Origin of the sequence: Sulfuriflexus sp. (assembly GCF_032250955.1) — a bacterium.
GTDB lineage: Bacteria > Pseudomonadota > Gammaproteobacteria > AKS1 > AKS1 > Sulfuriflexus.
Window position 1 is genome coordinate 1 of record NZ_JAVVES010000064.1, and the last position, 13,491, is coordinate 13,491.

Consider the following 13,491-nt stretch of genomic DNA (forward strand, 5'->3'; position numbering starts at 1 on the left):
CCCTAATATCTGCGCGTATAATTCTTTGTCTCTCATGGCTTCTACGGTAACCTACCCACTTGATTTGGTGAAGAGCCCATTTCTTTAATAGTTTCACCGTATACGCCGACAATCTCATACCAGCGATAAATCAGCGGGTCAGTCGGCACAGTCTGATTCCAGGTCTTATGTGGAAACTGCTGCAGTGCCATTGAGATTTCACTGCCCAGGCCGAGTACCTCAGCCACCGCATTGGCATTTACCTTTTCCAGGTGATTCATGCCAAGGCACGCAGAGCAGATATATTCCGGAGACAAGTCAGCTGCGCTGGCAATATCGCTCCATTTAAGACCTTTTTCTGCTTTTGCCTGCAGTATTGCTTCTTTCATCTGAGATTTATTCATTGCTTATTTCCGCCTGGTTCCATCTTCTATACAGATTAAAAGATGCTTCTCTTCAAGGGTTCTATAGCTAGTGAACCGGGTGACTGCGTCACCCGGTTCAACCAGACCGGCCTGTTATGCAAAGCTCAAGGCGACGAATAGTCCACCTGTCAGGAAGGCGACTGCACTGCTGAAGCGCACTGCAATGTTACGTGCATGCTCTGAATGTGCTGTGAGTTTCTCCATGCCAATTACGCCACCAATAATAAGTGTGTACTGAATGCCAGCGTAGCCGATCAGGTAAGCCAGTAATGGTGTTGTTTCTGCACCAACAATAGATTCGCCATAAGCATAACCATGGAAAATGCCACTTACTGCAAAGACGATACTGAGCACAAAGGCACCGGGATATTTGCGTGTCAGCACCAGCATGCTGGCCATGATGACTGTCAGCGCCACCAGTGTTTCAGACATAGGGATATTTACAGCACCCAGGTGTAATACGGCCCCTCCGACGGTGGCTGCAACAAATGCCAGTGGCGTGAGGTAACGCATTGAACCTTTCAGTGAGCATGCCAGTAGAATCGCAACTACAAGAAATGCCAGATGGTCAAGACCGATGATGGGGTGAGCCAGACCTGACAGGAACCCCTGTGCAAACGTCTGTGGTGTAGCCCCATCCATTAAGTGATGCGCATATGCCGGTGATGCAGAGAACAGTAATGTACCCATAGTCAGTGCAAGCACCTTGCGTAGAGAGTTATTTGGAATATTGTTCACTAAGTTCATAGCAATTATCCTCGCTGTTAATATAATTTTGTTTTCCGGCTTGATATGAACATCAAGAATAAACATGTCACCAAAACCCTAATATGTTGACTGTTTTGCTCAGGTATATCGTTCGTTCTATAAGTAAAATCAATATTATAATTTGCTAATGTAGCGTTATAATAATTATGAACAATTGATTGCAAAGCAAAATACGTCACCATAATTGTTTCTGAAGTCATGTATATTCCAGCTACTATGAAGTCACAAGCCTTCTTGTGTTGAACTATGTACCATGCGAGTATCGTTTTCCAAGATGTAATTCTGATAAGTTCTATAGGAGATGACTATGGCTCGAAATGCAGTTTTCCCGCGTTCGATCCAATACCTGCTTGCAGTTGCCGAACACAAGAGTTTTACCCGCGCAGCAGAAATCCTGTATGTCTCGCAGCCGACACTGTCGCAGCAAATAAAACAACTGGAAGATCTTTTGAATGTGCAGTTGCTGGATCGAACCAGCCGCACTGTACGACTTACCCCGGCCGGGGAAGTGTATATACAACATGCCCGCCGGGCGTTGGGAGAACTGGAAGCCGCCACTCGTGCCGTACACGAATTAAATGATCTGAGTAGAGGCACGCTCCGCCTGGCGATGACACCGATAACCGACTATTTAACTATTCCGTTACTGGTACAATTCAACAGTCTCTATCCGGGCATCAATGTCAATACGCTCGAAATGCCCCAAAATGAAATGAAAGAAGCCCTGGCGGGTGACCACGTCGATATCGGTATTGCCTTCAGTAGCACCCTGACCACAGATATGTTCTCTGGTATGGCTGATAGCCACACTCTAATGCTCGAAACACTCAGCCTTGTGTTTGGCAAGGAACACCATCTTGTGAATCAACAAGGGCCGCTTAGCAAACACTCGCTGGAAAAGGAAACGCTGGTCTTGCTGAATAGCAATTATGCCTTGCGTAACCATATTGACCAATATTGCCTGGAAAACAGTATTGCGCCACATATTGTTATGGAGGCTTCTTCTCTTAGCGTAATAATTGAAATAATTCGTTCAAGTCAGCTTGCCACTATTCTGCCCAACACCATCGCCCGGCAACAGCATGATCTGTATTCAATCTCGTTGCTACCGGAATTACCACACCATACGATCAGTCTTATTTGTTATAAAAATGCCAATAAAAGTCCAGCCTGCAAGGCCTTTGTAGAGCTGGCCACGGCATACCCCATGAATGAATATAAAACGGCCTGATCGGCGCGTTGAAATGACTAGCTACCCTTCCCTGAATTACTCAGAAGTATTACCCGGTTTGTGACCTTCATTCTCGACATAACCATTGCAAATGCGCTGAATCCTACCCTGGCGGCCAGTAAAGATGACGCCCGGCCAGCACGTGCAGATGAAGATGAAAAACGGTTTGTCCCGCGGCCGCGTTGCAGTTCATTACCGTACGGAAGCCCGCCTCGGCCTCACCCAGCTCGGCGGTCACCTGCTTTGCGACAAGGAACATCTTGCCGACCAGCCCGGCATCGCTGGCCTCGAGTTCGTTGAGTGTAGCGATGTGACGCCTGGGGATCACCAGGAAATGTAGCGGAGCCTGCGGATTGATATCCCGGAATGCCAGCACCTCATCATCTTCATAGAGAATATCCGGCTTGATCTCGCCGCCGGCCATCTTGCAAAACAGACAATCACTCATGCTCGTATCGCACTCCTCTACTCTGATTTTGTCATCATTATCCAGCATCTTTGTCGCCAGCTCAAAACCCTTGATAAACGCGGTTTTTTCTCCATATTAGAGGGTGACGTAACCGGCCAGCTTCGCTAGAATGCGCGTCTGCCAACAATGATTCAACTACCGGTTTAACATGAACAAAACCAGCCAGATCCGCATTGGTATCATTTCCGATACCCATGGTCACCTCGACCCCCGTATTGCCGCCCTGCTTGCGGACTGCGACATTGCCGTGCATGCGGGCGACATTATGGGCCAGACGGTGCTCGAAGACATGCGCCCACGCAGTGGCCGGGTCGTGGCCGTGCGCGGCAATAACGACACCGAACAAGTCTGGCATCGTGACGAACATGCCGCCCTCGGCGAGATCGGCGAGGAAGCCAGTATCGAGCTGCCCGGTGGTAGCCTGGCTGTCGTCCATGGCCACCAGTACGGCGGCAATCATCCACAACATGACAGTATGCGCGAGCGTTTTCCGGCGGCACGGGCCATCGTCTACGGCCACAGCCACAGCATGGTCTGCGACCTGAATACCAGCCCCTGGGTCATCAATCCCGGTGCAGCCGGGCGGATCCGTACGCGTGGCGGTCCCTCCTGCCTCATCCTCGAGGCCAGCCAGGGCGAATGGCAGCTCTGCGAACGGCGTTTCAGCGAAGCCGGCACCTGAGTTCCCACCCACGTACGTATTAACCGTATTGACCTCCAGCCTGCTTTTGCGGCAGCATGTAGGACAAGGGGGTGGCCTGATGGCGACCCATTGTATCAATCACACGGGAAGGACACCTATGGTATCTGTGCTTGATAAATGGCTACTCAATACCATCTACCGGGTCATCGGCGAAGCGCCGGTACGTATCAGCCTGTGGAATGGCACCAAAATCGGCCCGAGCCTGGAAATGCCGATTGCCCATGTACACATTCGTTCGCGACGCGCGCTGCTACGCTTATTCATAAACCCCGAGCTGTATTTTGGTGATGCCTATAGTAATGGTGATATCCAGCTAACCGGCGATCTGGTTCAGTTCCTGGAGAAAATCTACCAGGGCATGTCGCGCAGCAAACGCAACTGGCTGCAGAGGCAGATTGTGCACTGGCAGGCAAGGCCCCGCTGTAACTCCTTGCATGGTTCGAAGGAAAACATTCACAAGCACTACGATATCGGTAACCAGTTCTACCGCATGTGGCTGGATAAGAAAATGCTCTATACCTGTGCCTACTATCCAAGCCCGCACGGTATGCTGGAACAGGCTCAAGAAGAAAAAATGCATCACATTGCGCGTAAGCTGTTACTCAAACCGGGTGAGACCGTAGTCGAGGCCGGCTGTGGCTGGGGTTCACTGGCCCTGCATCTGGCCAGACACTACGGTGTAAAGGTGCACGCTTATAATATCTCGCATCAGCAGATCATCCATGCACGACAACGCGCCCGCGAAGAAGGTCTGGATAAACACGTTACCTTTATCGAAGATGATTACCGGAACATTCAGGGCAAATTCGATGCCTTTGTATCTGTCGGTATGCTCGAGCACGTCGGCGTTAATAATTACGAAGAGCTTGGCAATACCATCAAACGCTGTCTGAAAGAAGATGGTCGCGGCCTGATCCACAGCATTGGTCGCAACCAGCCGGCCCGCATGAACGCCTGGATTGAACGACGCATCTTTCCCGGCGCCTATCCACCGACGCTACGCGAAACGATGGATATCTTCGAACCTGAAAACTTTTCTGTACTGGATGTGGAAAACATCCGTCTGCATTATGCGTTGACACTCCGACACTGGCTGGAGCGCTTCGAAAAGAACACTGACCAGGTGGGCAATATGTTCGATGAAGAATTTGTCCGCGCCTGGCGATTGTATCTTGCCGGCTCTATTGCGGCCTTTTCTACCGGAGCATTACAGCTTTACCAGATTGTGTTTGCCCCCGGGGCAAGCAATAAGATCCCCTGGACAAGAGATCATATTTATCGCAAGGAAGAAGAAGCCGAATGGAAACAAGTGATGTAATTATTGTCGGTGGTGGCCCGGCCGGCTCCACCTGTGCCCGCCAGTTACGCCAATATGGCTTTGATGTAATTGTTCTGGATAAAAGCCGCTTCCCGCGCAACAAGGTCTGCGCCGGCTGGGTCACCCCGGCGGTGATGCAATCACTCGATATCAACCTTGAGGATTACGCCCGTTCACGTGTCCTGCAACCGATAAGGTCTTTCCGCACCAGCTGTATCGGTAGCCGGGACGTCTACACCAAATACGATGACGTTGTCAGTTACGGCATACGGCGCAGCGAATTTGATCATTACCTGCTCGAACGCAGCGGTGCCGAGTGCCGCCTGGGCGAAGCCGTCAAATCCATCAACCACTATGACAATGGCTGGCTGATTAATGATCGTTATGCCGCGCCATTGCTTATCGGTGCCGGTGGACACTTCTGCCCGATTGCCCGCCACCTTGGCGCCCGGCTCGGTGCTACGGAATCTCCGGTAACGGCACAGGAAGTTGAGTTTGAAATGAGCGAGCAGCAATTACAGGACTGCCCGGTAGCTGCCGACACACCCGAATTGTTTTTTACCCCGGACCTGAAAGGTTATGGCTGGATTTTCCGCAAAGGCAATTTTCTCAACATAGGTCTCGGACGCCAGGATAGTAACAAGCTTGCCATGCATGTTGAGCACTTCATTCAGGCGCTGAAAGAAGCTGGCCGCGTGCCCTCCGACATGCCGGACAAGCTCAATGGCCACGCCTATTTGCTCTATAACGATGCCCCACGCCGGGTTTATGATGAGGGCGTTTTACTTATTGGGGACTCAGCCGGACTGGCCTATCAACAAAGTGGTGAAGGGATCCGCCCGGCCATCGAATCTGCATTATTGGCCGCGGATACGATCATCGCAGCACAGGGCGATTATGCCCCGGCCCGACTGGCAGATTATGAAACAGCCTTACAACACCGTTTCGGCAAGAAAACCCGACAGCAGGCATCCTCATCGCCTTCGCGCCTCAAGTGCCTGCTCGCCGGTCACCTGTTAAAAAGCAAGTGGTTTGCGCGACATGTCGTTATTAACCGCTGGTTCCTGCATCAGCAACAGCCAGCGCTCACCCCGGTAAAAAGTGCATAAAAAATTCCCGTGGTATCAGTCACGGGAGTTTTACCTGCTACAGTTTTTGTTTTTTATTTACTCTGTACTCTTCCATTCCCTTCGCCGCCCGCATATGAGCCACCGCCATGGGTAACATTGACAGAAATATCGGCACTGACGATGGTGCCACCAAAAGCATGCATACCGGGATTGACCTGGCAAAACCATGAATCTCCGCACAGAATAATAATTGTAACCTTATGTTTTTAATCGCTTTAGTAAAAAATACGCAAAATATGCCTAAAACAGCGGTGACACCTGCCGCCATCAATATTCGATATGTATTTATATCAAGGTATGATCGGGTCTGTCACAGAGGTTAAAGATATGTTTTATGAAGACAAACCCATCCGTTTTGAGTGCAGTGCCTGTGGCAAGTGCTGTACCGGCCATAGTGATAGTCACTATATCGCCTTGAGCCACACGGAGGCCAACAAGCTGCGCACGCATCTGGGCGTTTCCGAGGCCTGGTTCAAGCGTCATTATGTCGAGCACCTGACTCGCGAAACCTGGGGTATCCGCCTGAGCAACGGCCAGTGCATATTTCTCGGCAAGGACAAGCAATGCAGCATCTACCATTTGCGCCCCGTTCAGTGCCGGACATACCCGTTCTGGCCGGAATTACTCGACAAGGAGGCGCACTGGCAGGCGGAGAAAAGATATTGCGAGGGCATCAACCTCGGTAAGGTCGTTGATAGAATGCATATCAGACAACAATTGCAACAACAGCTTGATGCTGAGGAACAAACATAATGAAAAAGCTATTTTATGGTCTGTTTTTTGTTTTCGCCGTTTTACCATTAACTGGCTGCAGTGACTCGGCTGACAAGGCCAGCATCCGCAGTAACATGCAGGCCATGCGTGAAGCCATACAAAATCATGATAAGAACGGCTTTATGCAACATGTCGCGCCCCGCTATCGTGGCCAGTATCACGGTAACCGTCCGGTCCTCGAACGCTTCGTTATCAAGCAACTTAAATCCAACAAGAATATCTATATCTACATGGCCGATACCAGTATCGAGATCAAGGATGGAATCGCGAAGGTCATTTTCTATGCGGGGACTGCCGGCGGTCCTGACAAGGTGCCTGAGCGTGGCCAGTTATACAAAGTTCAGACCAACTGGAAGCAGTTCAGCGGTATCTGGCAATTAACCCATGCCCGCTGGCGGCCGGCGCTTGGTAATTGATAGTAATTGATGAATTATGAATGCTGATTGATGATTTCAGTGACCTCATAAATTATTATTCAATAACTTGCTCGCAACAGTTATCAGGCAAGGATTGGAAAAGACCAGATCTTCGCCACATGCATATCCATAGTTATGATTCCTGTTTAATCAAGAATTGACTCGCAGCTATAAGCTACCGATGAACTTTCTCTAATTCATTCATCAATCATCGATTGCCCTGAACCTTCTGGAAGAAGGTTAGGGTACTCACAATGAACCCGAAGGGTTCTGTGAGCCAGGCAATCATCAATCTCTTTATATGTCATCAACAAGCCGGAAATCGATCTCGCCAAAGTCGCCGGTATCATCCCACTCATTTCCCCAGGTATCGCTAAGGATTACTCCCTGGTGAACACCCTCGACATCTGGCATATCATCGGTCTCCCTGTCTATATCGAGTAATTGTTGTACTGTGTCCGGATAATCCTGTACAGAATCTGGCTGACGTATTCGGTTCATGCCTGTACCTCCATCAATGTACATACGCTTTCCCGCTACGATTAATACCGGGGCCTGCTTCTGTAGCGGCATCAATCGATATTTACTAAAGCCTATTATTCATTTATTCAACGTCATGCATAATTAAAAAATCCTTATCTGTCTAATAAGAATTCTGAATGAACCCCGTCATCGCGGAAGCAGTGTCCCTCATGCAGGCAATGGCGTAACCATTTTTCCGTGAACCTGTTCAGCTGGCACTTGACCGTCGTATCCAGCCCCTTGTGCCAGTCATAGGCCCGGGTATGTGCGGGGCTGCTACCATCAAGCTGAGCAATCGCTTCTGCGACGCAGACATCATGATAAATCCGCAACCACAAATCGGGGATCGGCAACTTGACTGTTCCCAGCTGGAAATGGTGAGTCAGCGACAATGCCGTGGTGTACGGGCTGCGTTCAATAATCTGCAGATGCAGGGCACTCCCGCTCCCGGTTTGAGAAATGGCATGATTACCGAGAGTAAGCAAATCGGGGATCAGGCGCATCACGAGCTGATAATTCACCTCATTTAATCGGTGCAAATCATGGGCGTGACGGCGTTGTATGGTATGGCTCATAACATTGGTTTAAAAAATTTACCAGCCTTTACTATCGGCCAGCGCGTAGCGTGCGTCAATCTTGACTTTTATCTTTTTGCCACGCTGACAAACGCGCGCTGAGGCGGGCATGAGCCTGGTTGAGTAATTGACTGACCCGCGACTCGGTGACGCCGATAATGGAGCCGATTTCACGCAGGTTCATTTCTGACTCGTAGTACAGGGAGATAACAATCCGTTCTCTTTCCGGCAGGCCCGCAATCGCTTTTTTCAGATGTTCGCGGAATCGACTCTGGTAGAGTTGTAGTTCAGGGTTGGAATGATGGTCGATAAGGCCAGGCAGGAGCTCCTCCTTGTCGATTCCATACTGCTCCATGCTGACGATACAGGCATTGCCGTCTTGCAATATGCGGTGGTACTCATCGACATTGATACCGAGTTCCGCGGCGATTTCCTGGTCGCGTGCATCCCGCCCCGTACGTCCCTCGATGAGCTTAATGGCATCGGCCAGCTCGCGGCTCTTGCGGTGTACTGACTTGGGTGCCCAGTCATTCTTGCGCAGTTCATCGAGCATCGAGCCACGGATACGGATTCCGGCATAGGTCTCGAAGCGCGCCCCCTGTCCGGCATCGTATTTTCGTCCGGCCTCGATAAGCCCGATCATGCCGGCCTGGATCAGGTCATCGACCTGCACGCTGTCGGGAAGTCTGGCCTTCAGGTGGTAGGCAATGCGTTTTACCAGCGAAGCGTGCTCGACGACGACGGCATCCATATCGACAGCTATCTCCCTGTAGACCTCATCGGGCTTTTTCGGCAATTCAGCCATGCGCTATATCAGCATCCTTATTCATGTCTGCCAAAACCATCATCCGACGGTCCTGCAAACTTCTTCTTAGCATAAGGATCGGCAGCATTCCGCTTTTCTTTAGCGCTGGCCAAGGGCTACACTAATAATTCAGGCTGTTTCTCAAGTTCGGCAGAGGGAAAGGGTTTAATTCCAATAAAAACAATTGATTATGAGACCTTCTTTAAGCATATTATTATTTCTGATTTGTCTGTCCGGGTGTTCCAGTAACGGCCACCATCAGGCAACCGGCCCCGCCGGTACGGAATTCGGTTACCTGGCAAAGACTGATATCGATACTGTCACCGATATCCACATTCGGCGTGTCGAAGGCCTGCTGAAGCGTCTGGCGACCAAACTCTATCGTCGCAACCCCCGGCATTGCGAGGGCGGTACCCCCGCTATCAAGGCCTGTGTGGCGCGCCTGTTCGAACCGCAACACAACTACCCCGGCCTGCAGGGCAAGCGTCGCACCGAGAGCATCCGGCTGGCCTTCGATGAGCACTACGAGGGAGATCGGGTGTTGGCACTGGTGATCGGCCTGAAAACGATGATTGCAGCCGCCTATGGTAATAAGCAGGAATTTTTCATGATTGACGATCTCGATCCGCAAAAGCTGTATAACTCGGCCCGCAATATCGAAATCACCGTGTGGCGACTCAGCCAGTACCGGCAGGCGAATGGTGAGCTGTTCCTGATCAGTAACGAACTGGATGGAAAGATAAAAAACCTGAGTTTTGAAAGGTTATTTGGGGAGCTGATTTCGCTGCAGGATACAATGGCGCTCATCATCGCGGAGAAAAGCCGGCGCACCATCAAGAACGTGATTCAACGCCTGGCCTCAGCCGTATTTTTGCCTATTTAACGCTCTGTTCCCTGCAGCAAAAAGTCGAGCAGCGTATCGACTGTTTCCACGACTTCGGCCGAGGCCTGAACCTGCACCAGGCTCTGTTTCAAACCCACCAGTGACTCAGCGATATCCGTCACCGAGCCCTGCTGGGCGGTGGCAATTTCGTGGGCCTGCTCACGGGCATTGTTCAGGCCACGCTGAATCCCCTGGATGCCCGAACCCAATGCTGTTGTTTTGATATCCACTGTGCCTAATCGCCCTCAAATATCCTGACTCTTATCCTGCAGAATGACCGTCGGCAGGGACATTATTGTGCCGCCTGTACGCCGGTGAGAAAACTACGTATTTTTGTATCGTCCAGTATCCGAGAAGCTTTAATATCACCCGTCGGGCTATTTTTCGCTCATACCCTTGACCAGCGGCAGCGCCGGCTGACGCGAATATTCCGCCATCGAGGCATCATAGAGGCGCACCGTCTCAAAACCCAGGTCACGCAGAGTCAGGTAAGACTGGCTGGCACGGTGACCGGAACGGCAATAGACAATCAGCGGCGCATCTTTATCCTTCACCCCGATGGCACTGAGCTTGTTCAGCAGCTGTTCGGCCGCTTTTGGCACAAAGCCATTTTCAAAATCGACATTGTCTTCCCATGGCGCCCATTTGGCCCCGGGGATATGGCCGCTACGCGGGTATTTGGGGTGCCCGACATATTCCTCCTGTGAACGGACATCAAGCAATGTCGCTGTCCCCTTTTCACTCGCCGCTTTGACCGCCGCCAGGTCGGCCTCGTTGTCTACCCCCTCACCTGCTGACTGGTACTGAACCGGGGTGGACTTCACCGCCTGGTTATCCACCTTGTGCCCGGCCAGCACCCATTGCACGAGGCCACCGCGCAGCACGGAGACCTTTTTGTGCCCGATACGCTCCAGTTCCCAGAACAGCCGACCTGCGTTTAACCCGCCCATGTCATCATAAATCACGACATGCCGGGTCGGCTGGATGCCCGCCTGGCCCAGCACCTTGAGCAACTGGCTATCCGGCAGCCTGACCGACACCTTGTCTTTGCGCTGCATGACAATATCCCGGTAGGAAATACGTACTGCCCCGGGAATGTGATAACGCATATACTGGACATCGTCTGCGGTCATATCGATGACAACCACAGCCTTGTTGCCGAGATTCTTTGCCAGCCACTCATGCTCAACATATACCGAGTCTGTAGCGGCCATCACCACCCCGGACCCGGCAAAACTCACACAAAACAATACGATTGAACCCAGTACACATCGCCACATAGCAAACCTCACTTGTTGTCTTCACTCACCAAGGAAAATAAACGGGGTGAGCGACAGGTAAATAATCAGAATGATAATAAGCACATAGAAAAGAACTTGCAGCGGATTATTCAATGCCCGGCTGAGAAAGTTCTCCAGTTGCCCCTCTTCGCGCAACCGCGCATGTTCAGTCTGGATTCGCGCTTGCCGCTGTGACTGCAGTGTGTCAATCAGGGCGCGCGCCGCCGCCTTGTCTTTATCATTTTTGAGCCACAGGGCGGCCACAGATATTCCCCAGCGGCCGGCCGAGGTCTCATAATATTCAAAACCATTAGCCTCCAGCAGCGCCCGCACTTCATCGGCCTCGTCATCCGGGACACCATTGAGTCTGAATATAATGACGGCCATCGTTTATATTACGTTTACCTGTTCACCGGAAAATTCGACCCACTGACCACTGCGCACCTTGCAGCGCTTGCGTGTCTCGACCACGCCATCCACTTTCACCAGTCCCTGGTCGATAAGCTGCTTGGCCTGGCCGCCACTGTTACACAGGCCGGTAATCTTCAGCAGGTCATTCAGCTGAATATATTCCCGTCCTTCTAAAGCAAAATCCTGCATAAATAATCTATAACCCTGTATTGTGCATTGCTAATCGTGGCATTCTCATCCGGAACCGGCATAATAGCGGCAACAGCCATAATAATGTCAGCATTCGTTTTGAGATCATACGCATAAATGATAGAGATACCCAGCAGCCGGCGCGAAAAGATCGCATGGTCAATGTATGACTTCGCCAACTCCGGCTACACCACGGTTGTACTAACCACGATCTACAATGCCTGGTTCGTCTCTGTTATCGCCATGAACGGGGGCTTTACGGGTGGTGAGGCGACCCTGCTCTGGACCCTCACCTTTGCCATCGGCAATGCCATTATACTTTTGACTGCACCCCTTGTCGGTGCCATTGCCGACATTTACCGCCTGCGAAAAACCCTGCTCGCGGCGAGCACCTTGGGCTGCGTGATTTTTACCGCATTGCTTTCCGTACCACAGGCCGGAGATGTCAACCTGGCCATGCTCTTGCTGGTAGTCTCATATGTCATGTTCGCAACGGGCGAAAACCTGATCGCGGCGTTCCTGCCTGAACTTGCCAGCAGAGGCGACATCGGTCGTTTATCCGGCTATGGCTGGGCGCTGGGCTTCGTCGGTGGCCTGTTCAGCCTTGGGCTGTGCCTGTTGTATATCAACTATGCGCAGTCTATCGGCCAACCTGATGAGAAAACAATTCCCCTGACCATGCTCATCGTTGCAGCTGTTTTTGCGCTCGCCGCCATACCGACTTTTTATTATTTACAGGAACGCAGTCACCGCGCCGGCGTAAGAGGCCCGGTCATCAAGACGGCAGTGAATCGGTTAAGAAATACCCTTACGCATTTGCATCTCTATCCGGATCTGCGGCGTTTCATGGTCGCATTAACACTCTTCCATGCCGGTATTTATATTGTTGTTATCCTTGCCGCCATCTATGCCGACCAGGTTATGGGCTTTACCACGCAGCAGAATATTGTCCTCATCAGTATTGTGAATATTACCGCTACCCTGGGGGCCTTTATTTTTGGTCATCTGCAGGACCGTTTGGGATCGGTTCGCACCCTGATGCTGACCCTGGGTCTCTGGTGTGCCGCTATCATCATTATATGGTGGCACAAGGAGGCCGGCTGGTTCTGGCTGGCCGCGAATCTGATTGGTCTGGCTATGGGTGCATCGCAATCGGCGAGCCGGGCGCTGATCGGCCTGTTCAGTCCGGTCGAACGTTACGGTGAATTTTTCGGTTTCTGGGGCCTATGTGTAAAACTGGCCGCGATTATCGGCCCGGTTACCTATGGGCTGTTCAACTGGCTGAACCGGGGTGACCACCAGCAAAGCCTGCTGATTACCCTGGTATTCTTTATCGCCGGTATGCTGGTTATGCTCCGTATCGATGAACAGCGCGGGATTCGTGCTGCCCGGCAACAGTGACGACGATGGCAAGAACCCTCACGCTACAATTATCGAAGACCGCCCCGGCTATCGCCAAGGCCACGATAAAATCACTTCTGGTTTGCATCGGGCATTATTAATAAAGAAAAAAACAAAAAAAGGCAGCCACTGGCTTAATGCCGGTCAGTTAAGACTGACCGGCATTTCTTTTTTTAGTTTTAACAATAGGGTAGCGCTGAGGTCGTTTTTTA

The 13,491-nt window shown here is 51.3% G+C and carries 19 protein-coding genes; 9 read left to right on the plus strand and 10 right to left on the minus strand.

Annotation, left to right across the window (positions count from 1 at the left end; genetic code table 11):
* Positions 1 to 41 precede the first annotated feature (41 nt).
* Together RQ738_RS11045 and RQ738_RS11050 are read right to left on the minus strand one after the other, a co-directional pair.
* Complete coding sequence (locus tag RQ738_RS11045; protein WP_314165255.1) at positions 42 to 383, minus strand: hypothetical protein; 342 nt, start codon at positions 381 to 383, stop codon at positions 42 to 44.
* 114 nt (positions 384 to 497) lie between these two features.
* Positions 498 to 1,217 (minus strand): HupE/UreJ family protein, encoded by a 720-nt coding sequence (locus tag RQ738_RS11050; protein ID WP_314165256.1) that lies wholly within the window; start codon positions 1,215 to 1,217, stop codon positions 498 to 500.
* A gap of 262 nt (positions 1,218 to 1,479) precedes the next feature.
* Between RQ738_RS11050 and cynR the strand changes: the two genes are divergently transcribed.
* Entirely contained in the window at positions 1,480 to 2,403 is a 924-nt protein-coding gene (gene cynR, locus RQ738_RS11055) for a transcriptional regulator CynR (RefSeq protein WP_314165257.1), read from the plus strand.
* A gap of 103 nt (positions 2,404 to 2,506) precedes the next feature.
* Here cynR and RQ738_RS11060 read toward each other — a convergent pair whose 3' ends face one another.
* Positions 2,507 to 2,851, minus strand: coding sequence for a histidine triad nucleotide-binding protein (locus tag RQ738_RS11060; RefSeq protein ID WP_314165259.1), 345 nt, complete (start codon positions 2,849 to 2,851; stop codon positions 2,507 to 2,509).
* Between the two features lie 169 nt (positions 2,852 to 3,020).
* Here RQ738_RS11060 and RQ738_RS11065 point away from each other — a divergent pair, with 169 nt between their 5' ends.
* From RQ738_RS11065 to RQ738_RS11085, 5 genes are all read left to right on the plus strand, one after another.
* A complete protein-coding gene (locus RQ738_RS11065; protein ID WP_314165260.1) occupies positions 3,021 to 3,554 on the plus strand; it encodes a metallophosphoesterase family protein in 534 nt (177 codons plus the stop codon).
* A 118-nt stretch (positions 3,555 to 3,672) separates the two neighbouring features.
* The gene (locus tag RQ738_RS11070) at positions 3,673 to 4,893 is read left to right on the plus strand and encodes a cyclopropane-fatty-acyl-phospholipid synthase family protein (protein WP_314165262.1); all 1,221 of its coding nucleotides are present in this window, start codon (positions 3,673 to 3,675) and stop codon (positions 4,891 to 4,893) included.
* Positions 4,875 to 6,002, plus strand: a complete 1,128-nt coding sequence (locus tag RQ738_RS11075; RefSeq protein ID WP_314165263.1) for an NAD(P)/FAD-dependent oxidoreductase — start codon at positions 4,875 to 4,877, stop codon at positions 6,000 to 6,002. Before RQ738_RS11070 ends, RQ738_RS11075 begins: the two co-directional genes overlap by 19 nt.
* A gap of 348 nt (positions 6,003 to 6,350) precedes the next feature.
* On the plus strand, positions 6,351 to 6,776 hold the full coding sequence (locus RQ738_RS11080) for a YkgJ family cysteine cluster protein (protein ID WP_314165264.1): 426 nt from the start codon (positions 6,351 to 6,353) through the stop codon (positions 6,774 to 6,776).
* The gene (locus RQ738_RS11085) at positions 6,776 to 7,213 is read left to right on the plus strand and encodes a hypothetical protein (RefSeq protein ID WP_314165265.1); all 438 of its coding nucleotides are present in this window, start codon (positions 6,776 to 6,778) and stop codon (positions 7,211 to 7,213) included. Before RQ738_RS11080 ends, RQ738_RS11085 begins: the two co-directional genes overlap by 1 nt.
* A gap of 297 nt (positions 7,214 to 7,510) precedes the next feature.
* On the opposite strand, the gene RQ738_RS11090 is transcribed toward RQ738_RS11085, so the two are convergent.
* The 3 genes from RQ738_RS11090 to RQ738_RS11100 form a co-directional block, all read right to left on the minus strand.
* Complete coding sequence (locus RQ738_RS11090) at positions 7,511 to 7,714, minus strand: hypothetical protein (protein ID WP_314165266.1); 204 nt, start codon at positions 7,712 to 7,714, stop codon at positions 7,511 to 7,513.
* A 134-nt stretch (positions 7,715 to 7,848) separates the two neighbouring features.
* Positions 7,849 to 8,310 carry a DUF1249 domain-containing protein gene (locus RQ738_RS11095; RefSeq protein ID WP_314165268.1) on the minus strand — a complete coding sequence of 154 codons (462 nt, stop codon included), beginning with the start codon at positions 8,308 to 8,310 and terminating at the stop codon, positions 7,849 to 7,851.
* Positions 8,311 to 8,365: 55 nt separating this feature from the next.
* A complete protein-coding gene (locus tag RQ738_RS11100; RefSeq protein WP_314165269.1) occupies positions 8,366 to 9,115 on the minus strand; it encodes an RNA polymerase sigma factor FliA in 750 nt (249 codons plus the stop codon).
* A 190-nt stretch (positions 9,116 to 9,305) separates the two neighbouring features.
* Between RQ738_RS11100 and RQ738_RS11105 the strand changes: the two genes are divergently transcribed.
* Entirely contained in the window at positions 9,306 to 9,998 is a 693-nt protein-coding gene (locus RQ738_RS11105) for a hypothetical protein (protein ID WP_314165270.1), read from the plus strand.
* Here the strand turns inward: RQ738_RS11105 and RQ738_RS11110 are convergent.
* From RQ738_RS11110 to RQ738_RS11125, 4 genes are all read right to left on the minus strand, one after another.
* Positions 9,995 to 10,228 (minus strand): hypothetical protein, encoded by a 234-nt coding sequence (locus RQ738_RS11110; protein ID WP_314165272.1) that lies wholly within the window; start codon positions 10,226 to 10,228, stop codon positions 9,995 to 9,997. The two genes, RQ738_RS11105 and RQ738_RS11110, sit on opposite strands and share 4 nt — an antisense overlap.
* A gap of 147 nt (positions 10,229 to 10,375) precedes the next feature.
* Positions 10,376 to 11,212: a sulfurtransferase gene (locus RQ738_RS11115; RefSeq protein WP_314165273.1), complete on the minus strand. Its 837-nt coding sequence runs from the start codon at positions 11,210 to 11,212 to the stop codon at positions 10,376 to 10,378.
* 87 nt (positions 11,213 to 11,299) lie between these two features.
* A complete protein-coding gene (locus tag RQ738_RS11120; protein ID WP_314165275.1) occupies positions 11,300 to 11,665 on the minus strand; it encodes a DUF6164 family protein in 366 nt (121 codons plus the stop codon).
* 3 nt (positions 11,666 to 11,668) lie between these two features.
* The gene (locus RQ738_RS11125; RefSeq protein ID WP_314165276.1) at positions 11,669 to 11,878 is read right to left on the minus strand and encodes an RNA-binding S4 domain-containing protein; all 210 of its coding nucleotides are present in this window, start codon (positions 11,876 to 11,878) and stop codon (positions 11,669 to 11,671) included.
* 117 nt (positions 11,879 to 11,995) lie between these two features.
* On the opposite strand from RQ738_RS11125, the gene RQ738_RS11130 reads away from it, so the two are divergent.
* Together RQ738_RS11130 and RQ738_RS11135 are read left to right on the plus strand one after the other, a co-directional pair.
* On the plus strand, positions 11,996 to 13,279 hold the full coding sequence (locus RQ738_RS11130) for an MFS transporter (RefSeq protein ID WP_314165277.1): 1,284 nt from the start codon (positions 11,996 to 11,998) through the stop codon (positions 13,277 to 13,279).
* Positions 13,260 to 13,491: hypothetical protein (locus RQ738_RS11135; protein ID WP_314165279.1), on the plus strand; the 232-nt coding region annotated here is incomplete at its 3' end. The genes RQ738_RS11130 and RQ738_RS11135, both read left to right, overlap by 20 nt.